This is a genomic window from Nocardia wallacei, assembly GCF_029868745.1.
In the GTDB taxonomy this organism is placed as follows: Bacteria; Actinomycetota; Actinomycetes; order Mycobacteriales; family Mycobacteriaceae; genus Nocardia; species Nocardia wallacei_B.
In genome coordinates, this window is the sequence record NZ_JARWOP010000193.1 from 13,207 (window position 1) to 36,780 (window position 23,574).

Consider the following 23,574-nt stretch of genomic DNA (forward strand, 5'->3'; position numbering starts at 1 on the left):
TGGCAGGCTGTGAACGTGCGGAGTGTGCTGGAGCCGAGCCGCCGGACGAGGACCTCCGGTGCCCGCCAGCTCGCGAATCGCGATCTGGCACTGGTGCAAGAAGTACTGGACACCGATCCGGTGGCCAGCTGTATGGTCGCCGCGCGACTGCAGGAGTACGGCCTGGACACCCGGGGTGGACAGGGCGAACTGTGGAGTCGCGGCGGCCCGGCCGAGTCGCTGTGCTTCTCGGGCGCGAACCTGGTGCCGCTGCGCGGCGGGCCCGACGATCTGCGTGCCTTCGCCGAGCGTGCGGCGCGCTGGCCACGATTGTGCTCGTCGGTGGTGGGTCGGCAGGAGCTGGCGCTGCCGCTGTGGGAGATGCTGGCCGACCGCTGGGGACCGGCCCGTGACCTGCGGGCCGACCAGCCGCTGCTCGCGCTCGACGGCCCCGCCTACGCCGTGGCCGATCCGCGGGTGCGGCGGGTGCGGGCCGACGAACTGGACCGTTACCTGGTCGCCGCGATCGCGATGTTCACCGAGGAGATCGGCGTCGACCCGCGCGCGGGCGACGGCGGGCGCAGTTACCGCCGCCGGGTGGCGAGCCTGATCCAGGCGGGCCGGGCCTGGGCCCGCTTCGAGGACGGCGTGGTCGTCTACAAGGCCGAGGTGGGTGCGATATCGCGGCGCACCGGGCAGATTCAGGGCGTGTGGGTGCACCCGGAGTGGCGCGGCCGCGGCCTGGGCACCTCGGGTACCGCGGCGGTGGCCAACGCGGTGGTCGCCTCCGGCCGCACCGCGAGCCTGTATGTCAACTGCTACAACGAGGCTGCCCGGCGCGCCTACGCCAACGTCGGATTCCGCCAGGTCGCTACGTTCGCAACGGTTCTCGTCGACTGAGGCCGGAAATCGCGCGAGCGCCCGCGTCGTGTCGCCCCGGTGGCGCGTGGTCTGCTGACTACCATCGCTGTCGATGTCGACACCCGAAAGACGTTGTGTGGGGCGCGGCCTCGCGCCGCGAAGACGCACGGCCGTACTGCTGTCGGCCGTCGCGCTCGTGCTGGCGGCGAGCGGCTGCGGTTCCGGCTCGCAGGGCCCGGTTCCCGCGGCCGACGACTTCCTGGCGGCGGTCGCCCGGCACGATCCGGCAGGCGCCGGGAAACTCACCAACCAACCCGACAAGGCAAGTGCCGCACTGGCTTCGGCATGGGACAAGCTGCAGGCCGAGGAGCTGACCGCGCACACCGGCGACGCCCGGGTCACCGGCGACACCGCCACCGTCGACTACACCTACCGGTGGCGGTTGCCGAAGAACCGGATCTGGACCTACACCGGACAGCTGCAGATGGGCCGCAGCGACGGCCGCTGGCAGGTGCGCTGGACGGCATCGGACATTCATCCCAAACTCGGTGACACCCAGACCATGGAGTTGCGCGCCACCCCCGCACCGCGCGCCCGCGTCAACGAACGCTCCGGCAGCGATGTGCTGATACCCGGTACGGTGCATCCGATTTCGTTCACCGCGAGCGCCGCGCCGGACCCGGGTTACGTCGCTGCGGCCCTCTCCGATGCCCTGCACCCGTTCGACGAAGCCCTCACCGCGGACGCCATCCGCACCGCCGCGGGCAAGAGTCCGGGCGCGTATACCGTTGCGGCGCTGACTGATTGGGAGTTCGATCAGGTTCACGACGAGTTGATCGGGCTACCCGGCGTGCGCGCCGGTGAGCAGGCGGACCTGGTCGCCGTCGACCGCCATTTCGCCCCGGATCTGATGACGCAGATCCGCAAGACCGTCGCCGACGAGGTCGACGGCAAGGCGGGCTGGTCCGTGGTCACCATGAACACCAACGGCGCCGATGTCGACGTGCTGCACGAGGTGGACCCGCAGCCCGCGCCGTCGTTCTCGCTGAGCATCGACCGCAATGTGCAGAACGCCGCGCAGCGGGCCGTCGATGTGCGGACCGAGCAGGCCATGATGGTGGTGCTGCAGCCGTCCACGGGCGCCGTTCTCGCGGTGGCTCAGAACCGCGCGGCCGACGCCGACGGCCCGGTCGCGACGTCGGGGTTGTATCCGCCGGGCTCCACCTTCAAGACGGTGACGGCGGCCGCGGCGATGGCGGAGGGCACCGCGACTCCGGAGACGGTGGTGCCGTGCCCGAGCCGAATCGTGATCGGCGAGCGCACCATCCCGAACTATGAGCTGTTCACCATCGGTGACGTGCCGATGGCGACCGCGTACGAGCGATCCTGCAACACCGCGTTCGCCAAGATCGCCAGCGAACTGTCCGCGGACGCGCTGACCGACGCGGCGGCCCGATTCGGGATCGGCCCGGATTACACGGTGGTCGGGTTGCCGACGGTGTCCGGGTCGGTGCCCGCGGCGAAGGAGCAGGTGCAGCGCACCGAGAACGGCATCGGCCAGGGCAAGGTGGTGGCGAGCCCGTTCGGGATGGCGCTCGTCGCCGCGACCGTCGCGCACGGCTCCGCGCCCACGCCCTATCTGATCGCGGGATACGAGACCAAGGTGGACGGCGACCGCCCGGCCTTGTCCCCGAAGGTGGCCGAGGGCCTGCGCATGATGATGCGCAAGGTGGTGACCGGAGGTACCGCCGAGCGGATCGCCGATCAGGGCGAGGTGTACGGCAAGACCGGTGAGGCGGAAGTCGACGGCGGCTCGCATTCGTGGTTCATCGGCTACCGCGGCGACCTCGCCTTCGCGACCCTGCTGGTGCGCGGCGGGAGTTCGGACAACGCGGTCGCCGTCACCCGCGACATGCTGGCCGCACTGCCGCCGGGCACCGCATGACATTCGCGGTCTCGAACGAATTGGGTCGCAATCTCTCTCGCCGTGGAGCACATTTCCCACAGCGTTCCGGAAAACTCCTGGCAAACGACGACGACCGGATGCCCGGCTAGGTAAGGCATCCGGTCGTCCGGTCGCAGAGAACGTGTTCGGCTGTGGTTTATGGCGAGTGCACCTCCATTCCGCTCGTGACCGTCGAGGCGGCGTTCTCGACGGGGTAGGTGGCTCCGGCGGAGGCGTCCCCGAGCAGTTCCACGGCACCGGTGCCGGCTAGGAGCATTCCCGCGGTGATGAGGGTGAGCGTCGAACGCTTCATGGTCTTCTCCCTTGAGGGTGAGCGAGATCCAATGGGCTCGAACTATTGGTCGCCGACTTTGCCGACTGGACCGACGGTAGAACGCGAGCAATCTCCTAGACAACCCCTCGGTGCGCAATAGCACAGGTCTCGAAAATCGCGCTGCAGGTCACGGGCGTGTCGGTGACCTTTTTGTTATTCGGCCCGGCGCAGACTGGCGGCGAGATGATGCTGTTTCGGCTGTCCGGCGGCGGCCATCCGCAGGGTGTAATCGATGGTGTCGCCCGACAATCGGATCGAGCGGCCGAGCGCGGTCACCAGCTTCGCGGTGGTGGTGCGGCCGATCTGGGTCGAGTCCAGTTCCAGGTGCAGGCCGCCGTCGGCGACGTCGACGCTGCCCTCGCAGATCTCGGTGATCCCGGTCGGGTGGGCGAGAATCAGCTCGATGCGATCCGGTCCGGCGCAGCGCAGGTAGCCGGTCTCGGCGTGCAGCGAACGGCCGTCCTCGGCGTGCCGGGTGCGCTGGCGGTAGGTGAGGAACGGGCGGCCGACATGACCGAAGTGGACTTCCTCGTGGTAGTCGAACGCCTCGATCGTCGGATACTCCCCGTGGCCGGAGCCGCGCCAGACGCCCAGGAGCGGGGCGAGGTGGGCGATATCGGGATGGGGCGCGACGGCCGGCTGGGGTTCGAGCACGGCGGTCAGCATAGTGGCCGCGGGCCGCGGTGGCGCGCGGACGACGCGCTGGTTCGGGTCGAATGCCGGTGACCCCGCTTGACACCTCGCACCCGCACGCAGCCCAACTGCGCGAACACGGATCGCTCTGCAGGACACGCCGCGCGGAAACAGTGGGGTCGAACGATGTCCGCGTTTCCGGCCGTATGTCTGGTGAGATGAGACGAGCTGCCGTCGGCGCGGGGAGGTGGGAGGGGATGGGGATCGATGTGACGACGCGAACCGAGCCACCGCGGCGTTCGGCGCTGCGGCAGTGCTGGGTACTGGCGATACGCCTGGTGCGGCCCTCGCTGCGCAACGGCGAGGTGCTGACGGCGCTGCTGTCCCCGGCCGTGTTCACGGTCGGGTTCTATGTGCCGCTGGATCGGGTGATGAACTTCGCCGGGCACGGACTCAGCAGTTATGCGCAATTCCTGATGCCGATGATCGTGATGCAGGCGGTGGCGTTCTGCGGCACCGCGGCGGCGTTCCGGTCGGCCACCGACGCGCGCGACGGTCTGGACACGCGATTCGCGACGATGCCGATGCCCGCGGCCGCGCCGCTGGTGGCCCGGACCGCGGCGGCGCTGTACCGGGTCGCGATCGCGCTCGCGGCGGCGGTGGTGTGCGGCTACGCGATCGGGTTCCGGTTCTACGGCGGTGCCGGACAGACCGCCGCGTTTCTGTGTTTCGCCATGCTGCTCGGGCTGATGATGTGCCAGCTCGGCGATCTGCTGGGCGCGCTGTCGAAGAGTCCGGAGGCGACGACGCAGGTGCTGGTGCTGCCGCAACTGATCCTCGGCATGGTGTCCACCGGGTTCGCGCCGGCGAGCCAGTTCCCGGACTGGATCCGGGGCTTCGCGCGTGATCAGCCGGTGTCGCAGTTCGTGGGCACGCTGCGGGTGCTGGCGGGTGACCGTTCCGGACGGGCCGGGGTGGCGAACTGGGCGTCGGCGGGGCCGGGGCTGGGTTGGACGCTGGCCGGCCTGGTCGCGTTCGGCGGCGCTTCGGTGCTGGTGGCGGTTCGGAGGCAGCGATGACGACGAGCGCGGACGTGCGGCCGGGGTCGGCCACCGAGTTACCGGTGGTCGCGTTTCCGACCGAGACATGGCGGCTGCTGCTGCCGCAGACGGTCGTGCAGACGCGGCGGCTGCTGGTCCGCTGGCGCCGCGACCCCCTGACGATGGCGCAGTCGCTGCTGTTCCCGGCCTTGTTGCTGGTGATGCTGAATACCGTGCTGGGACGGCAGATTTCGGCGTTCTCGGGGGCGGACGCGCTGTACGGCTCGGTGCCGATGGTGACGCTGGTGTCGGTCATGTCGGGCTCGCTGGCCGGGGCGATCACGCTCGGCCGCGAGCGCGATGACGGTCTGCTGGCGCGGTTCTGGGTGCTGCCGGTGCACCGCGCGTCGGGATTGCTGGCGCGCATTCTCGCCGAGGGTGCGCGCATCCTGGCGTGCACGCTGGTGCTGTTCGGCGTCGGCCTGCTGCTGGGATTCCGGTTCCGCCAAGGACTTCCGGCCGCGGTGGCGCTGGTGGGGGTGCCGCTGATGTACGGTCTCGGTTTCGCGACCATGGTCACCGCCGTGGCGTCCTACACCGCCAAACCCGCGCTGGTGGAGGCGATTTCGCTGGGATCGTCGCTGCTGATGTTCTTCTCCACCGGGTTCGTGCCGCTGGCGGCCTATCCCGCGTGGGCGAAACCGATTGTGGGGCACTCGCCGATGTCGTACGCGGTCGACGCCATGCGCGGGCTGTCGCTGGGAGGTCCGGTGCGGGGGCCGTTGCTGGCGACGGTCGCGTGGTCGGCGGGTGCGATGGTGGTGTTCGCGGTGCCCGCCGTCCTGGGCTACACGCGCGCGAGCCGGCGGTAGTTCCGGCCGGGTCTATCGCAAGTCGTCGGCTACTCGGGCTACCAGGTTGGTGGAATCGCGGGGGCTCAGGGCCATGGCGCGGAGTTGGTCGAACATCACGCCGAAGCGGCGGATCTCGTTGTGGCCCTCCACGATATCGTCGCCGGCGATGCCCTCGACGTACACGAGTTCGGGGTCGGCGGGGTCGTGGAAGTCCAGGACGACGAAGGAGCCGACCATCGCCGGGTGCGCGCCCGCGTCGAACGGCAGCACCTGCAGGATGACGTTGCGCTTCTCCGCTTCCTCGACCAGTCGCAGTAGCTGGCCCCGCATCACCTCGCGGCCGCCGACGACGCGCCGGATCGCCGCCTCGTCCAGCACCACCCACAGCTCCAGTGGCTCCTCCTTGGCGAGCAGCTTGGCGCGTTCGAAGCGGGCGCGCAGGCGCTGTTCGATCACCGCGGTCTCGACCTTGGGCATCGCGGTATCCAGCACCGCCCACGCATACTGCTCGGTTTGCAGGAGTCCGGGGATGAACGACGTCTGGAACAGCCGGGCCGAGAGCGCCTCGGTCTCGAAGTTGATGTAGGCGGCGTACACCTCCGAGACCGCCGCCTCGAACGGCCGTGACATGCCGGGCTTTTGCGCCTCTTGGAGCAGTTGCAGCGCGTCCGACCGCTGCGATTCCTCGATGCCGTACAGGTCCAGCATCGCCATCAGAGTGCGGCGCTGCGGTCGCGCCTGCGCCGTCTCGATGCGGTACAGCGTGGTGACGTTGATGCCGGTGCGGGCGCTGACGACCTCCTTGCTGATCCCGGCGTTCTCGCGCATCTCCTGTAGAAGTGCGGCCAATCGCCTGAGCTGGACCGTCAACACCGTCCGCTTGCCTGCCATCGTGCCCGTTCTCCTCTGAACGTGCCGCCTCTGTTGTGGCCTTCGCGTACGCCCGAGCGGCACTGTCGGCTTGCCGCGCCGGGCCCTTGTCGAGCTCGAGCATAACCATTGCGCCCGCGAAAGATGCCCCGCCACCGGAAAAGCTGGTGGCGGGGCGACGGTTCGAGGCAAGCCTGATGACGGGGCAACGGTCCGAGCCGACTCGGTGGGTGAGGTCGAGCCGGCTCGGTGGTGCGCCGAAAAGGCTTGTGGGCGAGGCTATTCCGCAGCGGCGGCGAAACCGGTGCGCAGGTCCTCGAGGATGTCGTCGAGGCCCTCGATGCCGACGGCGAGGCGGACCAGGCCCGGGGTGACGCCGGAGGCCAGCTGCTCCTCGGGGGTCAACTGGGAGTGCGTGGTCGAGGCGGGGTGGATGACCAGCGAGCGGACGTCACCGATATTGGCGACGTGGCTGTGCAGGGTCAGCGCGTCCACGAACTTCTTGCCCGCGTCGACGCCGCCGGCCAGCTCGAAGCCGATGATCGCGCCGGTTCCCTTGGGCGCCAGCTGCTTTCCGCGCTCGTACCACGGCGACGACGGCAGTCCGGCATACGACACCGAGGTGACTTCCGTTCGCTCGGTGAGGAATTCGGCCACGGCCTGGGCGTTCTGCACGTGCCGCTCCACCCGCAGGCTGAGGGTTTCCAGGCCCTGGCTGATCAGGAACGCGTTGAACGGCGAGATCGCCGCGCCGAGGTCGCGCAGCAGCTGCACCCGGGCCTTGAGCGCGAAGGCGGGCGCGCCCAGTTCGGCGAACACCACGCCGTGGTAGCTGGGGTCGGGCGTGGTGAAGCCGGGGAAGCGGGACTTGCCGTCGGCGTCGGTGACCGTCCAGTCGAAGGTGCCGCCGTCGATGATCACGCCGCCGATGGCCGCGCCGTGGCCGCCGAGGTACTTCGTGGCCGAGTGCACCACGATGTCCGCGCCGTGCCGCAGCGGCTGGATCAGGTACGGGGTGGGCACGGTGTTGTCGACGATCAGCGGCAGCCCCGCGGCGTGCGCGACCTCCGCGATGCCGGGGATGTCGAAAATGTGGTTCTGCGGGTTGGAGACCGTCTCGCCGTACAGCGCCTTGGTGTTCGGGCGGATCGCCGCGCGCCACTGCTCGAGGTCGTCCGGGTCCTCGACGAAGCTGACCTCGACCCCCAGCTTCGGCAGCGTGTAGTGGAAGAGGTTGTAGGTGCCGCCGTACAGCCGCGGGCTGGAGACGATGTGGTCGCCCGCGTTCGCGATATTGAGGATCGCGAAGGTCTCCGCCGCTTGTCCGGAGGCCAGCAACAGCGCGGCGACTCCGCCTTCCAGCGCCGCGATCCGCTGCTCCACGGCGTCCTGGGTCGGGTTGATGATGCGGGTGTAGATGTAGCCGGGCTCGGTGAGACCGAACAGCGCCGCGGCGTGGTCGGTGTCGCGGAAGGTGTAGGAGGTGGTCTGGTAGATCGGCAGGGCGCGGGCGTTGGTGGTGCCGTCGGGCACCTGGCCCACATGGACCTGCTTGGTTTCGAAGGTCCAGTTCTGGGACGGGTCGGCCGGTGCGGCGGGGTCGGTCATCGGGGTCTCCTGGCGGTGTGGATACGGATGTCGAGCGGGCGTGCGGCCTCGGCTCGCCGCCCGCGTCCCTGTCGATACGGCATGAACGGAACTACATCTCGCCGACCGGCGGCATTGTTTGAATCGGCTGGATTCGAACTCCACGTGCGTGTCGCGGGTTCGTGCGGGCGTGTCGCCGGTTCGCAGCAGGTTCCCAGGAATCGGCCAGGCTTCTCACCGCTCGGATTGGGAGACTCCCGCGGTGACTGTGACCGCGACCGTGTTCCCCGAACCGCCGCCCGCCCGCCGCCGGGATCGCCTGGCCCTGGCGGCCCTGCTCGGCGTGACCGCGGCGGCGTACCTGTGGAACATCGGCGTCAACGGCATGGGCAACGGGTTCTACGCCGCGGCCGCGTGGGCGGGGTCGCGGAACTGGGAGTCCCTGCTGTTCGGATCGCTGGATCCGGGCAATTTCATCACCGTCGACAAGCCGCCGGTGTCGCAGTGGGTGATGGGTTTGTCGGGGCAGCTGTTCGGTTTCGGCAGTGCGAGCATGCTGGCGCCGCAGGCGCTGATGGCGGTGGCGACCGTGGCGCTGCTGTACGGGATGGTCACGCGGGTCACCGGCGCTCGCGGCGCCGGGCTGCTGGCGGGGCTGGTCTTCGCGGTGACGCCGGTGGCGGCGTTGATGTTCCGGTTCGACAATCCCGACGCCGTGATGGTGCTGCTGATGACCGCCGGGGCGTACTGCGTGGTCCGCGCGCTGCCGCGGGCGGACGTGCGCTGGCTGGCGGCCGCCGGGGTGGCACTGGGTTTCGCGTTCCTGGCCAAGATGCTCGAGGGACTGATGGTGCTGCCCGCGCTGGCACCGGTGTATCTGCTGGCCGCGCCGACGACGCTGGGAAAACGGTTGCTGCACTTGCTCACTGCCGCCGCCGCGCTGGTCGTCTCCGCCGGGTGGTACGTGTTGCTGACTATGCTGTGGCCGGTGTCGGAGCGGCCGTATCTGGCGGGCTCACGGAACAACACGTTCATGGATCTGGTGTTGGGCTACAACGGATTCGAGCGCATCCTCGGACGTTCGCACCGGGGGCGCAGGCCCTTCGAACTGCCGGCGGGGTACGAGATGCCGCATCTCGGCGGGCCGGGCGGATTCGGGTCCGGTGCCGGGCCTACGCGCCTGTTCACCGGGGAGATCGGTTTCGAGATCTCCTGGCTGCTCCCCGCCGCTGTGGTCGCCTTCGGGCTGGTGCTGGTATCCCGGGGCCGGTCGCCGCGTACCGATCCAATGCGTTGCGCGGCTTTGCTGTTCGGGCTGTGGCTGCTCGTGGACGGGGTCGCGTTCGCCACGATGCGGGGCGGCATGCACGCCTATTACACGCTGGCGATCGCGCCCGCTGTCGCGGGTTGTTTCGCGCTCGGCGTACACGAGGTCTGGCAGCGGCGGGGCACCGCGTTCGGCCGGATCGGTGGCGCCGCACTGGTTCTCGCGGGTGGTGTGTGGGCCTTCGTGGTGTTGCAGCGCAACGGCGGGTGGCAGCCGTGGTTGCGCTGGGTGGTTCTGGTGGCGGCGGTGGCGGTCGTGCTCGGACTGCTGACGACGCTGGTTCCGGTGGCAGCGCGGCGGGTACCGCGTGGTGTCGTCGCCATGCTGCTGGCGGCCGGCGTGATCGCGAGCCTGGCCGGGTCGACCGCGTACGCGGCGGCCACACTGCCGCAATCACACACCGGGGGAAGCCCGTCCGTCGGCCCGGCCCACGCCGAACCATCAGGTAACGCTTCGCCTTTCCGGGGCGCCATGAGCGCGTTCCGTGGCGACGGCGACACCGATCCTCGGCTCATCGCCATGCTGCGAGCGACCACCACGCAGTGGTCGGCCGCGATCGACCGCTCCTCTCCCGCCGCCGGGCTCGAATTGGCAAGTCGCACAGCGGTCATCGCCCTCGGCGGCTTCACCTCTGCGGACCCCGTGCCGACCCTGCCGCAGTTCCAGGACCTCGTGCGCGAGCACCGCGTCACCTACTACCTCGCCCCGGAGGTGCGGTTGCCCGATTCGTGGCGGACCGCGCCGCCACCCGAATCCTCAGTTGCGCAGGGAGATCCAGTTGCCGAGCTATGGCATCCGGTCGGCGACACCGACATCTACAACTGGGTATCCCAGCACTACACCGCCCAGCACATGAACGGACTGGCCGTCTACGACCTCACCGCCGCGCCGCACTGAGGCGGCTACGGGCGGAGGCCGGCCAGCACGACCGTGAGGGCGTGGTTCGGGGCGCCGCGGCGGTGGGCGCGGCGTTCCGCGGTGGCGGCGCCGACGAGGAGATCCATGGCGTCGGCGGTATCGAGGTCGGAACGGACCGTGCCGGCGTGCTGGGCGCGCCGGAGCAAGGTGTCGAACTGTGCGCGGAATTGATCCCGAACCTCTTCGGAGACAACGGCTTCCGTGCCCGTCTCCAGCGTCTCGCAGAGTGCCTGATTCAGCGCTACCTCGCCGACCAGTCGAGTGAAGTAGTCGAGGAAGGTCCGGCCCGGGTCGGCTTCGGCCGCCGCTAGGCCTTGCGCGTCCTCGACGAACTGCTCGAGGCGGCCGCGCAGCACCGCCTCGTACAGGGCCTCCCGGGTGGGGAAGTGCCGGTAGACGGTGCCGACGCCGACTCCGGCGCGGCGCGCGATCTCGTCGAAGGACACCGAAAGACCCTCGGCGGAGAGCATGTCGCGGGCGGTGGCCAGCACCAGGTCGCGATTGCGGCGAGCGTCCGCGCGCATCGGTTTGGAGGCCTGGGCAGCTTGGTCGACCACGCGTCGATCGTACCTGCGGTATTGCGAAGCGGAGAGATCTCTCCGTATAGTGCCAATCGGAGAGAATTCTCCGATTATTTCGCAGGGCGGCAAGCCGAGGAGGAACCGCAGTGGACCAGGTTGTTTTCGTCACCGGCGCGACCGGGCAGCAGGGCGGAGCCGTCGCGTACCGGCTCCTCGAGGACGGGTGGCGGGTGCGTGCGCTGACCCGGAACCCGGCCGGCGCCGCGGCGCGGGCGCTGGCGGCGGCGGGAGCCGAGATAGTCGCGGGCTCGCTGGAAGACCCGGCGGCGATAGAACGTGGGGTGGCCGGCGCGTACGGCGTCTTCAGCGTGCATCCCGGCCCCCTGACGCCGGACCGGGACGAGGCCAAGTCGGGCAAGGGCATTGCCGATGCCGCGCTGAAACATGGTGTGGCGCATCTGGTCTACAGCTCAGGCCTGGCGGCCGACCGGGGCGGGCAGGAGGCCAAGTGGGAGGTGGAGCGGTATCTCGCCGAAATCGGTGTGCCGGTGACGATTCTGCGGCCGAGCTCGTTCATGGAGAATTTCGTCACGCAGTCGGCCACCGTCGGAGTGCGAGACGGTGCGTTGCGCACCGCCGCGGCCCCGCACGTGCGCCAGCAGTTCATCGCCCTCGACGACATCGGTGCCTTCGCGGCCCTCGCCCTGGCGCGACCCGGCGAATTCCGCGGCAGGACACTCGAATTGGTCGGCGACGCGCTGACGCCGCCCGAGGTCGCCGCGGAGATGAGCGCGGCCGTGGGGCGGACCATTCCCTACATCCAGCGGCCCATCGAGGAACTACGCCGCATCAACGAGCGCTTCGCCCGCGGCTACGAACTCATCAACAGCGGCGCCCTCGACGACATCGACGTGGACATCGCCGAACTGCGCCGACTGCACCCCGGCCTGATGACCCTCCGGGACTGGCTGAAACACCGAGGCGCGCAACTACTCCGGCCGTTCCTGGGATGAGCGAGGGGGTCCGTCGGTTCGCGACGGCGTGGTGAGCAGATCGATGACCGCCTTCGCCTCTTCGGTGGTCGGGGTGGGCAGGCTGCCCCGGCCGTGGATCAGGCCGATGCCCAGATAGACCATGGTCCCGGCGCGCAGCCGGGCCTGCGTCTCGTCGAAGCCGAGTTCCAGCATGGTCTGTTCGACGATGTCGAAGATCTTGCGTTCCAGGGCCCGGACCGCGCCCGCCACCTTCGGATCGTTGCGCGCCCACTCGCGGACGGTGGCCTCGACGATCCAGGTGCTCTGGTCGACCAGCAGCGATGTCATGTTCTCGATGCGCTGCTCGACGGGGATGGAGTCGACGGCGCCGAGCGCGCGGACGGCGTCGGCCTGCACGGCGCTCCATCGGTCGGCCATGGCCTCCATCAGCTGCCGGATGTCGTCGAAATGCCAGTAGAAGCTGCCCTTCGTCACCCCCAGTTCGCTGCACAGCCGCGGAATCCTGATGGCGCCCACGCCCTCTCGGGCCAGCAGTGCGAGTGCGCCGTCGACCCAGTCGTCGTAGGAGAGTCGCGGCGTGCGGCTGCGGCCGCGTCGCTGCGCCTCGGCCTTCTTCGAGCGGCGCGGGCGAGCGGCGGAAACCGGCTCGCCCGGGGACGGTGTCCCGGCGGCCGGTTCGGGGGGAACGTCTGCGGCTGCCACGCCTCGATGCTAGGTCAGCGGCCCGGCGGGGTCGGAGACGGCCGGGTGATTCGCCGCGTTCTCGAAGGCGGCCGAAGCCGGCCCCGCCGGGTCGTCGGGCGAGGTCAGGGCTTCCGCGCCACCCCGCCGTAGGCGGCGATATCGCGCAGACCGGCCAGTTCGTGCTCGGGCCGACGCCAGTGGGTGATCTTCCCGAAGCCCGGCTCGAGCAGTTCGTAGCCCTCGAAGACCGCGCGCAGTTGCTCCTGGGTGCGCGGATAGTACGGCGCACCACCGGATTTCGCGTATTCCTCACACATCGCCACGTAGGTGGGGCTGTCCACGGTGCCGTCCCAGTACACCAGGTGACTGCCGGAAGGTACCGAGTCCAGCACGGTGTGGACGATGCGCAGCAGGTCGTCGTAGGTGCGGGCGTGCCCGAGCACGCCCATGAACATCACGCCGATCGGCTGGGTGAAGTTCAGGATGTTCTTGGCGTCGGCGACGATCTGCTCCGGCTCGTGGAAGTCGGACTCGATGTAGGTGGTGACGCCCTCGTGGGTCGTGCTGGTCAGCAATGCCCGCGCGTGAGTGAGAACCAGAGGGTCGTTGTCCACGTAGACGATTCGGGCATCCGGGACGATACTCTGGGCCACCTGGTGGGTGTTCTGCATGGTGGGCAGCCCGGTGCCGATGTCGAGGAACTGCCGGATGCCGACGTCCTGCGCCAGGTGGGTGACCGCGCGGATGAGGAAACGCCGGCTCTCGGTCGCCATGGTGCCGATGTCGGGGTCGATCTGCAGGCTGGCGTCGCCGACCTCGCGATCGATGTCGTAATTGTCCTTACCGCCCATCCAGTAGTTCCAGATCCGGGCGGAATGCGGTATGTCGGTGCGGATCTCGGTGTTGTGCCCTGTCGGCATATGGGTCGGCTCCTCGTCGAGGTCCCGGAACCGTGCCGCCGCGCGGGAGGCACGAACGGGGTCGTTATCTGATCTGTCCAGTGACAGTACAAGATTCGACGCGGGTCGACAGCGGATCGCGGACCGTTAGCTGTCGGTTGCCCGGGGCGCGCACGACGCGGATCAGCAAACCCGCGGCGACGGATTCCGGCCCGGAAACCGATGCTTTCGGCTCGATCGCTCCATCGAACGTCGGCTCGACACGACGGCGGGCGCACGACCTCCGCGGTTGCCTGTCGACTGTCAGCGCACGTTGCCGGAGGAAGCGGCCGTGTATTCGCTGCGGACTCGCGCGATCGTGTCTTTGGGTATGTGGCCGATGATGTCGTCCCGTGACGATATTGCCAGTTTTCGAAGAACCGAGGCCAATTGGGAATCGATCGTTCTGGTCGATTTTCCGCGGCGGGTGGCGATGGCTCTGTTGCTCCATCCCGCCGCCGCCAGGACAGCGACTTCTCTTTCGGCGCGGGTAAGCTGATGCCATAGCGATCTCGTCTCGACGGCATCGGATCTGCTTATGGTGTATGTGCCCAATGCCAGATGTTGCACCTCGTTCGATTCGGGACGAAGGCGCGCGCCTTGGGCTTTCGCTTCGGCGTAGGCCTCGGAGCCCAAGATTTTCTGGGCTGTCACAATAGCCTTGGCGGACTCGGTCGCGAACGGTCTCAACTTCTCGATGTGGATTCCGATCACTTCCCGCTGTACTTCGAGACCTCCGCTGAGTTGGGCGATTTCGGTGGCCCAGGCCACGAGCTGGGCACGGCTGGTGCTGCTGTCGGTGATCGAGTCATCGATCATTCGAGCCAGCGACCACGCTCGCAACTGAGCTGCCCACAGACTGGTCCAAGGATCGCCCGCGGAAAGTAGGTAGGTCAGCGCCCGCCGTTGGAACAGCAGTGCCTCGGTGGGATCGCCGTTCTTCGTCAAGGCGATCGACCAGCTCATATGAGCCCAGGATGTGAGCCACGCCGCCCCTGACGCGGTGGCCCGTTCGAGGCTGTCGTGCGAGAGTTTCAACGCTTGTTCGGGCGGTCCCAGCAGACAAGCCGCCAGTACTTCGAATGCGCGGCTCATGGCCTCGCCTCTCGGATCGCCGGTTTCGGAGAACTTTCGTCGAGCGCGCCCGAGGACGGTGACGGCTCGTGCGTCACTGCGGGCCAACAGCAATTCGGTGCCCCATGCCAGTTCGACGGCGGCCGGTAGTCCGACGTCGGTCTCGGGCTCTGCCGGTGTGCACACGCTCCCACTGCCGGTTTCGCGGAGACTGGTGAAGATACAGTCTCCCAGCAACGCTTCGGCGTCGTAGGACTCTCCCTGGCACAGGGTGACCCATACAAGCAAGGCCATGGCCCCGATTCGGAGTTCGGCGGTTTGCGGCGTCAGTCCTCGACTTGCTCGCAGCGCGCGCTCGGTCCACAGGCGCATCTCGCGGAATGAGCCGGTGAACAGAGGCAGTCGCAGGGTGAGTAGCGCGGTACAGATTTCCAGCCCGATCACCGCTTCTTCCGGGGTATCGATGCTGGTCTCGATCGCAGTCAAGATGTTGTCCCATGCCGCCCGAGTCTCGGCCAGCAGGTCGTGCTCGGCGGGGCCGAGCCAGGTCGCCGCCGCGTTTACGACTTTGTCGCGGTAATAGCGGCGATGTTGTCCGGCAAGCCGGCTGGGCTCATCGATTGCTGCGGTGGAACGCTTGCGGAGCCGCTGCTGGGCGAATACGCGCAGGCTCTCCAGCATCGAATACCGTACGGTGCTGGGCGTCATATGGACCGAGACCAGCGATTTATCTACGAGTCGTTCGAGCAGACGCTCGATCTCGCGGCGCTCCAGGGTCACATCGGAATTGCTGCCGACACCGAGGGCGCTATTTTCGTCGCAGGCGTACGAGTCGTCGGCACAGATTTCCTGTATCGCATCGAGAGAGGCTCCGCCGTCCCGAAAACCGTCGCCGTCGATATCTTCGGGATTGGCGGCATAGCCCGCGGCGAAAACCGACAGCCGGTCGAAGAGTAGACGCTCTTTGTCGCTACACAGGTTGTACGACCAAGCGATGACGTCGGTGACCGCTCGATGCCGCGATTCGGTTCCTTCGGCCGGCCCACGCGACCAGTGCAATCGCGCGTCGTCGTCGTGGCCGGTGAGCCCCTGCAGGACCATCGTCAACGGCTGATATCGCAATCGTGCAGCTGCCAGTTGGATATACAGCGGGTGGTTGTTGATGCGGCGACAGATCGCTGTCGCCGTGGGCTCGTCCGCTCCTGAGATGGTTCGGCCGGTGAGCTCGGCCCGATAGCGAAAGAGCGTCAGCGCGTGTCGGTGCGGCAGTGGCGGCACGGTGATCAGGTGTTCGTCGCTCCAGCCCAGGGCTTCGCGGCTGGTCGCCAGGATGGTCAACCCCGGGATGGAGTCGAGGAGGTCAGCGCTGAGGCGAGCAGCTCCGGCGAGGACGTGTTCACAGTTGTCGAGTACCAGGATGGTTCGCGGCACTCGCCCGTTCGAGTCGACGCGGGTGAACGTATCGACCAGTGCCTCTTCTGCCGTTCGCCCGGAGTAATCGGAGGGGACCACAGTGTGCGCGGCCTCTTCCGCGACAGTGACCACATCCGAGCCTGCCGCCAGACGCGACAGCCGCACCCAGCACACTCGCGCCTGGTTCCGGAACCGGTTCACGGTCTCGGCGGCCAGGCGGGTTTTCCCGATACCACCCACACCGACGAGAGTGATCATCCGCGCCGGCGTCAGAAGAAGAGCGCTGATATCTTCCAGTTCACGATCGCGCCCGAAGAAACCGGGGGCGGGTGATGGAGCGCCGCCGACCCGTTTCGGGCGCCGAGAATACACCATATGACCGTACTTCCTACAGAAAGCGCTTCACCACATGTCGATCGATGCGCTCTGAAAGTAAATCATATAGTTACCGGGCCGTCGACATGACCGATTGCAGCGATCCGTGTGCCGGGTCGGCGCCGTAGCCGGCCCGCAGCCCCGTTACAAACGAATCACGTGTGCACCGTATTGGAAGTTCGCGCCTATTGTCGCGATGACGACCGGGTCGCCGCTGCCGAGTACAACACGACCCGCACGTACCTCCTCCGCGAGGAGTATCAAAACGCTCGCCGCGGAGGTGTTTCCATATCGGTCCACGTTCGTCGGCATGCGTTCTGATTCGATACCCGTCGCGGCTGCGAGCTTCTCGATCAGGCGAAGATTGGCCTGATGTACGAAAATCCGCGTCATATCGTCCAGACTCACGCGAGCGCCACCGACTACGTGATCGATGGCTTTCTTCAGCACGGGCACATACGCTTCCGCTACCCGTTTTCCGACGACGTGGAACGCATGGTCGCCCGGTAACGTACCGGGCATCCCGGCCGGCCGCAGATTTCCGCCTCCTGCCATCGAAGCGATCTCGAAATACTCATTGACGGTGAGGGAAGAAACCATATCTGAACAACTATCGTCGCCCACCGCCTCCAAGACGACCGCACCAGCCCCGTCACCGAAGAGTAAAGGCGTGAGAAACGCCTCCACCTCACCGCCGTCGAACGGGATCGCTCCCGCATAAACTGTTCGGTCGTAGAGCGGTGACATCGCATGAGTGACGACAACGGCGATGTGCTGCCGTTTCCCCCCTATCAAGAGCTCTTTGGCCCACTGTAAACAAAATGCGGCGCCCCCGCAGCCGACGTCCACCTGCAGCACCGTCGCATCTGTCCGCATGCCCAGGCGGTGGTGAATCATCTGCGCGTCGCTGCCGAAATGCAGCAGGTCCGGCGTGCACGTGCCGTAGACCAGTCCATCGAGCCTATCCGGTTCGATGCCTGCGCGCTCCAACGCTTCAATGAGTGCCCGTTCCGCAAGGGTCCCGGCTGGGCCAGGCGGTCGACCGTACCCCGCCGGTACCACTGCCCGACCGGTCCGATTATCGATATCGAAGAAGAACCGGCGCTCCCGGATGCCCGTCTTCTGCTCGAATTCCGCCGCAGTCCAATGTTTCTTCTTCGGACCCGGAAAGATTTCGAGCAGTCGATCGTTATCGATAACCAAAGGCGGAACCGACGCGCCGGTGCCGACGATACGTGCCTTCACTGTGTACTCCGAACTCGGTGGATAAAGCCGGGCATCGCCGGCGCTCGATGGATCACATGAGCAATCACAGTGATGAAACCATGCAGACTGGTTGGAACCATTTCTCGATCGCGACATGATGCGAAAGGCGCGCAGACTTGACGAATAGCCGTGCGACTGCTAACAGATCGGTCTGTTCGGTCACTATTGCGATCATCAGGGGCCCATGGGGGTGTTGCCGACCGTGACTACGCACGCCTCACGACATCACCTCCCTGGAGCGGCGTTAGGTAGCACGGATGCGTATGCCTTCGGCAACTTACCGATGCGAGCTTGTGGGGTGCCGGTCCATTTTCGGGTGCGCAGGAAAGCAGGTTCGTGCTGCTGGCTCAGCCGATGGGAGGAAGCTGTGGAGATCGAGTCACTCCGCTGGGTCGTCACTTTGTCCGAGGAACTGCATTTCGGGCGGGCATCGCAGCTCCACTACGTCTCGGCAGGTCACTTCGGCAGACAGATCCAACGGCTCGAACGCCAACTGGGTGTTCGGCTCTTCGACCGCACCAGCCGAAGGGTGACTCTGACCCCGGCCGGGCAACGAGTCGTTGTACACGCTCGACGGGTTCTGGCCACGCTCGAGGAGTTGCGGAACAGCGCCGAACCGACGTCGCCGCCCGCGTCCGACGACTCCGCAACAGCCGAAGCGTCGTCGCCGGACCCGGATCCGAGCGGACGACCTGCAGCCTGACCCGCCGGCTCGCGGAATTGCCTGTCGGCACCGCTACCTATCACAGACCGGAAGCATGCGCCGAGCCCATTGTGACTCACCTGGCACATGATCGCGGTGATTGTCCATGGTGGACTTGGAACGAAGGCCGAGGGCGCCGGCACGTATGGAGGAGTTCGTCGATATGGCCGAGGAATTTATGCAGGATCCGCAGGATATGCGGAAACAAGGCGATGTCGATCGGGCTGGGAGCGGACCGGCGTATGAGCAGGCAGCGGGGGATCCCGTGTGGGAGGCCGAATTCGAGAACATGTTCGGTAAGGCGGCTAACCCATTCCGCATGTACGTCCGGGAGTACCTTCTGGAGCGTAGTAGCGGCTACAACGCGGTGGGAGACGGCAGAATCGCCATGCGCGATGGCCGCTATGCCGCTGCCGAAACGTTCGAGGCCGCGGATGCCGAGGGTGCCGCAGCAGTGCGAAGGGCGATCCCGGAGGCATGATTCGGCAGTGCGATTGGTGGTGGCGTATCAGTGGTATTCATAATGTCTGGACGGGGCGCGCAGGTATCTGCGTGCCGCACCGGTGATCAGGGATTGTAGCGATGGGCACTCCGCCTAATCCCATTCCGCCGCCTGTCATCAATCGGGAACAGGAACTCGCAGCAGGACAGGAGATGTACTCCAAGAATGGTGAGTACAGAATGGTTCTGCGCAGTGGTCGTTTGATTGTCGAACATGTACCAACCGGCAAAGAGGTGAGAAGTTGGGGAGAGGATGGTAGCGGTGCCACCAAAGTAAAATTCGAGGATGAAGTCGGTAAGGCGGACAAACAACAGCAACTCCAACTCGTCGATGACGATGGGAAGACCGTCGATTCGGAGCTGGCGGCGGATAAATCGGGCGGAAGTAAGGGGGGTGCGTGGTTTCATGATTGGCAGGATCCGAACAACGAGAAGAAGGGGGCTCAGCAGTTCGTACTCACAAACAACGGCGAGCTCATTGCCCTGAAGCATCCGATAGCAGATCCTGCGGCGTGGGATGGTGGCCGACCGCCCAATGAGCAGGTTTTGTGGTATTACGAGCCTATCGAGCATGTGGATGCTCGAGTATTTGAGGGGTATGACTTCAAGATCCCGGCGGGCGCCAATATAAAAGATTTTCCCTTGGAGTTTCGAATCCCGCCAGGTGTCGGTTCGCCCGGCTATCGGAATGCCGTCTCGGCATTCAATGTCCAGCTGGTCGATATTGCCGATCAGCTGGGGAAGGCGAAGCCTGGAAAGCCAGCTTTTCTGGTGAATCTCGGAGACCTGGGTGACGACAATCTCGCGGAGAATTTTTACGCGACGACTCTGGGTGTCGGAGTGACGCAGGATCAAGCTAATTCTGCGAATTTGAAGCTGAATGCACTCGCAGGATTGTTGAAAACTCAGGAGAAGGATTTCGATAAACTGGTCGATAAGGTTTCGAATTGGAACCTGACGACATATCAGAAGATGTATGACAGAGTGCGTAAATCCCACGTGACCATGAAAGAAACAATGGCCACTATGCCACTGCCGGATTTTTCCGGGACGCCGGCGTTGTCATCACTCTCTGCGGAACAGATTATCGAATTGCCTTTGTATAAAGTTATGGCGCAGGCGGTCCAAGGCTGTGTCGACGACCTCACCGAGTACACCAGGCAGATCGAACAACTTCCGCCGGCCCTTCGGCCCCCGCAGAGCGATGCGGAGAAGGCTGCGGCTGCGACTGCGGCGGAGAAGACTGCGGCAGAGAAGACCGCGGCGGAGAAGGCGGCGGCAGAGAAAGCGGCGGCGGAGAGGGCGGCTGCGGCGGAGAAGGCCGCCGCGCAGGCGCAGGCGGCTCAGCAGGTAGCGCAGGCGCAGGCGGCTCAGCAGGTAGCACAAGCGCAGGCCGCTCAGCAGGCAGCGCAGGCGCAGGCTGCCGAAACACCACCGGCCGACACAAACACCGACGGCGCTCCGACCGTGAGCGAGGACACCACACAAGTGGAGACGCTCGGAAACGAAGATGTCGGTGCCATAGATGACGACTTGCTCGCGGATTCCTCTGACACAGCGACTCTCTCGGACGATTCGGCGGCTGAGGACAGCATCGGTGACGGGGCGAGTCCACGATCGGTGACCGGCGGTGCCACAGCTGTGCCGACTTCCCCGGCGCCGCCGACTGCCGCGGCCCCCGCCGGCAACGGGCTCGGTGACATGATCGGGCCGATGATGGCGATGAACGCCGCGCAAACTGCGAACCAGGGTGCTGACGACAAAGGCGACCGGGATCGGGATGCGCGCGACGATCGGCGTCGTGATCGGCAGGCTGCCGCGTCGGTGGCCACCACCGGTGCCGGTGCGCCAACGCCTCCGCCCGGCGTGACGCCGCCCGCGTACGCGGGTACCCCGCCGCCGGTGACAATCCCGGGACGAATGGTCGACTTTCCGATCGGCAACTCGACCGTGCAGGTACCCCAACCGGTCGCGGAAGCTTTGCACCGGCAGACGCAGAACGCTGGAACCGACGCGGTGGCCGCCTATGCGGGAACCGCGGGCGAACCGACAGGGGATCACCCGTGGGCGACGGTCAATGATGTCGCACATTTGCAGTCCGGCGACGTCGTGCAGTGGGAGAGGCACAGTGCGCTGATCGTCAAGAACGAGAACGGCTTGAACATTCTGGACAACGGTCAGCTTGTCCCTTTGGATCCCAACAAACCGCCGATGATCGAGAAGTACGGAAATTTCACCGGTTACTCTCACCCGACAGGTCTGGATGTCCGTTCCGATACCGGCGCCTCCGGTGCTACGGCATCACCGCCACCTGTCGTGAGCATGGCGCATCTGAGCGGCCCGCCGCGGGTCTGAATCCCGTTGGGCGGTGCGCTGATTCACGACCAGTAGTCCGTACCGAACTCGATCTTCTCCCGCAGGATGTACGCGGCCTCCGTCGGCAGGCCCAGGTCGTCGGCGACATCGGGCGAAGCGCCGTTGTGCAGCAACTCCGCGCGCCGACCGACCTGGGATTTCAGATGTGCCAGCCGTGCAACCCGAAGCAGCTCGTCGGCGAGCCAATCATCAGTGTTCTGCCGCACTTCCTCGCCCACATGCAAACCGACGATCATGCCGTTGTGATCACAGGCTGCGCCAACGGAATAGTCCGGGTTGAAAACCTCGTAGATAGCGTTGCGCCGATCAGGCGCCCCGGCTTCGCTGCTCTCCACCGTGTCCCGATTCATCGCGGTGATGGTATATCCGGCCACACCGTCCCCTGGACGATAATCTCGTGCTGCCGCAACGCGTCTGCGGTGCTGTCCCGGATAGCGGCCATGATCTCGTCTACCAACTCCTGGCTGTTCATGAAGCTCGCGATCGTGCCGGGTGCGATGTACAAGTCCGTCATCCTGCCTATTCCGTCGATTTCCGGAATTACCCGCGACGAGGGGGAGGGACGCCGGGCGCGAACTCTGTCGACTTCCTCGAGCATGTCATAGATAATGTGGACCAGATTCCGCCCGGACTCCAGTGCCGCTACCGTGTCGGGGTGCATATGGCGACCCCAGTTCTCCGTCATCGCTACTGCGTCTCCGATGCTCGACAAAACTTCCACCAGGCGGGGCGCCGACCGGGCGTCGCCCGAGTGCGCATACCCGAGGCGAATATGTGCGGGACGCGTCGGGATCGACCTGCCGCACTTCTGCATCTCGCCTTCTTCCTCCGGCGATGGTTCGATTATCCACCACATATCGCAGATTTCCCAGAGTCGAGAATATCGGACGCGCTGTGCCGATGCAGATCACGCGAGCGGTGGAACTGCGAGAAGAATTCTATTCGAGGGGTGTGCTCGCTCGACCGGAGCTGTATATTCCCACGAGAAGCCATTCACCTCGTCGAGGCGCCACTGGGCCTGGTGCACTATTAGCCCGCGCCAGCGGAACCGGATTCGGTCGACACCGAGAGCCTCTTCCCGCGAGCCTTACCCACGCGGCAAGGTGACGGGTGCGGTCGAAGAAGTCGTGCATGAAGTCCGCCACACCGGTCCCGTTTCCGTGCTGTAGATCTACAAAGCGTCCACCCGCTCCGATCCTGCGATGGACCGAGACGTGATACGAACCTCCTCGTCCCCTCGCGCCGTCGGGAATCAGCATGTAGTCGAGCATCCGGTCCGCTTCGTCCTGGTCGATGCGGTGATCGGGTTGCACGTAGATGCGGACGAAATAGGTCACGATGGTACTCACGCTGAAGCTCGACCTTTGGCGCGATGGAGCTGTGGGCCGGACACTCTAGGGCCCGTAGTTCCAGACACCGCCATTCTCGGGTCGATCCTCCGTTGCGGGTCGGCCATCTCCTGACGGGTCGCTGTCGACGTGAGGTTTGTCCTCCGTTGCGGGTTCGCCTTCTCCTGACGATTCGCTCTCGACGAGGGGCTGGTCCTCTGTCGGAGGTTCGCCTTCTCCTGGTGATTCGCTGTCGGCATGGGGTTCGTCCTGTGTTGAGAGGGCATCTTCTTCCGAAGGTTCGCCATCTGCATCGGTCTCGCGTTTCTCTGTCGGCTTATCCGGAGCAGGCTGACTATTCGGAGGCGAGTTCGGTGCAGGAGGTGGTGCGGCGGGTGGTGGACCGTCGGGCCTGTCTTCATGGGAGTCGCTCTCGTCGTCATCTGCGTTGTTTGCGGCGATCGAGGAAATGATGCCGGCCATGAGGAGAGAGCTCATCACGTCTCCAATGACTCCTGCGGCGGAGGCGGCTGGGGCTGCGGTCGTGACGCCGTCCGGTCCGCTCGGAGAGCTGGGCCCTTCTCCTTCCGGGAATTCGCTCGGGTCGAGTCGATTTGATCCGACATTGTCCGCGCCCGAGTTCCCCATATCCGAGGTGTCCGCACCGGAGCGTCCCGTATCGGAGGTGTTGGTTTCTGTATTCGTACCTGAGCCGTTGTCTGCGCCCGTACCTGAGTTGTTGCCCGTGCTAGTGCCCGTGTCCGTGCTGGTGCCCGTGCCGATGCCTGAGTTGTTGCTTGTGCCGGCGCCGGCGCCCGCGCCCCGGCCCGGGTCCGTGTGCGTGCCCCAGCCCCGCCCAGTGCCTGTACCCCTGCCCCGCCCAGTTGCCCAGCCCCTGCCCCACCCAGTGGCCGGGTGTGGGTTCAGTCGCTGAACAAGAACAACCAAGCACAACCCATCACAACTTACCAGCAGCACCACGCTCGGAAAGACACGCAAAGAAAACGGCCGGACCCCCAAATGCAAAAGCAACAAAGGGGCCAAATAAGCAA

Annotated in this window: 20 protein-coding genes; 9 read left to right on the forward strand and 11 right to left on the reverse strand. The window is 66.2% G+C overall.

All coding sequences use genetic code 11. The features are described from left to right. Positions 1 to 15: 15 nt before the first annotated feature. Together QH470_RS15880 and QH470_RS15885 are read left to right on the forward strand one after the other, a co-directional pair. Positions 16 to 879: a GNAT family N-acetyltransferase gene (locus QH470_RS15880; RefSeq protein WP_280273133.1), complete on the forward strand. Its 864-nt coding sequence runs from the start codon at positions 16 to 18 to the stop codon at positions 877 to 879. Between the two features lie 73 nt (positions 880 to 952). After that, positions 953 to 2,785, forward strand: a complete 1,833-nt coding sequence (locus tag QH470_RS15885) for a penicillin-binding transpeptidase domain-containing protein (protein WP_280273134.1) — start codon at positions 953 to 955, stop codon at positions 2,783 to 2,785. A 157-nt stretch (positions 2,786 to 2,942) separates the two neighbouring features. Here QH470_RS15885 and QH470_RS15890 read toward each other — a convergent pair whose 3' ends face one another. Together QH470_RS15890 and QH470_RS15895 are read right to left on the reverse strand one after the other, a co-directional pair. Continuing rightward, positions 2,943 to 3,098: a hypothetical protein gene (locus QH470_RS15890; protein ID WP_280273135.1), complete on the reverse strand. Its 156-nt coding sequence runs from the start codon at positions 3,096 to 3,098 to the stop codon at positions 2,943 to 2,945. Positions 3,099 to 3,272: 174 nt separating this feature from the next. Further along, on the reverse strand, positions 3,273 to 3,785 hold the full coding sequence (locus tag QH470_RS15895) for a peroxynitrite isomerase (RefSeq protein WP_425302679.1): 513 nt from the start codon (positions 3,783 to 3,785) through the stop codon (positions 3,273 to 3,275). A 224-nt stretch (positions 3,786 to 4,009) separates the two neighbouring features. Here QH470_RS15895 and QH470_RS15900 point away from each other — a divergent pair, with 224 nt between their 5' ends. Together QH470_RS15900 and QH470_RS15905 are read left to right on the forward strand one after the other, a co-directional pair. After that, positions 4,010 to 4,831: an ABC transporter permease gene (locus tag QH470_RS15900; protein ID WP_280273137.1), complete on the forward strand. Its 822-nt coding sequence runs from the start codon at positions 4,010 to 4,012 to the stop codon at positions 4,829 to 4,831. Then, positions 4,828 to 5,664 carry an ABC transporter permease gene (locus QH470_RS15905; RefSeq protein ID WP_280273138.1) on the forward strand — a complete coding sequence of 279 codons (837 nt, stop codon included), beginning with the start codon at positions 4,828 to 4,830 and terminating at the stop codon, positions 5,662 to 5,664. The genes QH470_RS15900 and QH470_RS15905 overlap by 4 nt, the downstream gene beginning before the upstream one ends. A 12-nt stretch (positions 5,665 to 5,676) precedes the next feature. On the opposite strand, the gene QH470_RS15910 is transcribed toward QH470_RS15905, so the two are convergent. After that, positions 5,677 to 6,537, reverse strand: a complete 861-nt coding sequence (locus QH470_RS15910) for a helix-turn-helix domain-containing protein (protein ID WP_280273139.1) — start codon at positions 6,535 to 6,537, stop codon at positions 5,677 to 5,679. Positions 6,538 to 6,795: 258 nt separating this feature from the next. Further along, a complete protein-coding gene (locus tag QH470_RS15915) occupies positions 6,796 to 8,124 on the reverse strand; it encodes a bifunctional o-acetylhomoserine/o-acetylserine sulfhydrylase (RefSeq protein ID WP_280273140.1) in 1,329 nt (442 codons plus the stop codon). A 241-nt stretch (positions 8,125 to 8,365) separates the two neighbouring features. Here QH470_RS15915 and QH470_RS15920 point away from each other — a divergent pair, with 241 nt between their 5' ends. Continuing rightward, the gene (locus QH470_RS15920) at positions 8,366 to 10,327 is read left to right on the forward strand and encodes a glycosyltransferase family 39 protein (protein WP_280273141.1); all 1,962 of its coding nucleotides are present in this window, start codon (positions 8,366 to 8,368) and stop codon (positions 10,325 to 10,327) included. Positions 10,328 to 10,332: 5 nt separating this feature from the next. Here the strand turns inward: QH470_RS15920 and QH470_RS15925 are convergent, their stop codons facing one another. Continuing rightward, positions 10,333 to 10,905 carry a TetR/AcrR family transcriptional regulator gene (locus tag QH470_RS15925; RefSeq protein ID WP_280273142.1) on the reverse strand — a complete coding sequence of 191 codons (573 nt, stop codon included), beginning with the start codon at positions 10,903 to 10,905 and terminating at the stop codon, positions 10,333 to 10,335. 110 nt (positions 10,906 to 11,015) lie between these two features. On the opposite strand from QH470_RS15925, the gene QH470_RS15930 reads away from it, so the two are divergent. Beyond that, entirely contained in the window at positions 11,016 to 11,882 is an 867-nt protein-coding gene (locus tag QH470_RS15930) for an NmrA/HSCARG family protein (protein ID WP_280273143.1), read from the forward strand. Here the strand turns inward: QH470_RS15930 and QH470_RS15935 are convergent. From QH470_RS15935 to QH470_RS15950, 4 genes are all read right to left on the reverse strand, one after another. Further along, a complete protein-coding gene (locus QH470_RS15935) occupies positions 11,859 to 12,566 on the reverse strand; it encodes a TetR/AcrR family transcriptional regulator (protein WP_280273144.1) in 708 nt (235 codons plus the stop codon). The genes QH470_RS15930 and QH470_RS15935 overlap by 24 nt on opposite strands. A 104-nt stretch (positions 12,567 to 12,670) precedes the next feature. After that, positions 12,671 to 13,468 (reverse strand): SAM-dependent methyltransferase, encoded by a 798-nt coding sequence (locus QH470_RS15940; RefSeq protein ID WP_280273145.1) that lies wholly within the window; start codon positions 13,466 to 13,468, stop codon positions 12,671 to 12,673. Between the two features lie 282 nt (positions 13,469 to 13,750). Further along, positions 13,751 to 16,348 (reverse strand): LuxR C-terminal-related transcriptional regulator, encoded by a 2,598-nt coding sequence (locus tag QH470_RS15945; RefSeq protein ID WP_280273146.1) that lies wholly within the window; start codon positions 16,346 to 16,348, stop codon positions 13,751 to 13,753. Between the two features lie 144 nt (positions 16,349 to 16,492). Beyond that, positions 16,493 to 17,593 (reverse strand): 3-oxoacyl-ACP synthase III family protein, encoded by a 1,101-nt coding sequence (locus QH470_RS15950; protein WP_280273147.1) that lies wholly within the window; start codon positions 17,591 to 17,593, stop codon positions 16,493 to 16,495. A gap of 304 nt (positions 17,594 to 17,897) precedes the next feature. Between QH470_RS15950 and QH470_RS38230 the strand changes: the two genes are divergently transcribed. The 3 genes from QH470_RS38230 (at position 17,898) to QH470_RS15960 (ending at position 21,173) form a co-directional block, all read left to right on the forward strand. Beyond that, positions 17,898 to 18,317 (forward strand): LysR family transcriptional regulator, encoded by a 420-nt coding sequence (locus tag QH470_RS38230; protein WP_425302681.1) that lies wholly within the window; start codon positions 17,898 to 17,900, stop codon positions 18,315 to 18,317. Between the two features lie 145 nt (positions 18,318 to 18,462). Next, the gene (locus tag QH470_RS15955) at positions 18,463 to 18,798 is read left to right on the forward strand and encodes a hypothetical protein (protein WP_280273148.1); all 336 of its coding nucleotides are present in this window, start codon (positions 18,463 to 18,465) and stop codon (positions 18,796 to 18,798) included. 101 nt (positions 18,799 to 18,899) lie between these two features. Next, a complete protein-coding gene (locus QH470_RS15960; protein WP_280273149.1) occupies positions 18,900 to 21,173 on the forward strand; it encodes a hypothetical protein in 2,274 nt (757 codons plus the stop codon). Positions 21,174 to 21,196: 23 nt separating this feature from the next. Here the strand turns inward: QH470_RS15960 and QH470_RS15965 are convergent, their stop codons facing one another. Beyond that, positions 21,197 to 21,544 (reverse strand): hypothetical protein, encoded by a 348-nt coding sequence (locus QH470_RS15965; RefSeq protein WP_280273150.1) that lies wholly within the window; start codon positions 21,542 to 21,544, stop codon positions 21,197 to 21,199. Further along, positions 21,541 to 22,050 (reverse strand): hypothetical protein, encoded by a 510-nt coding sequence (locus QH470_RS15970; protein ID WP_280273151.1) that lies wholly within the window; start codon positions 22,048 to 22,050, stop codon positions 21,541 to 21,543. Before QH470_RS15970 ends, QH470_RS15965 begins: the two co-directional genes overlap by 4 nt. Positions 22,051 to 23,574 lie beyond the last annotated feature (1,524 nt).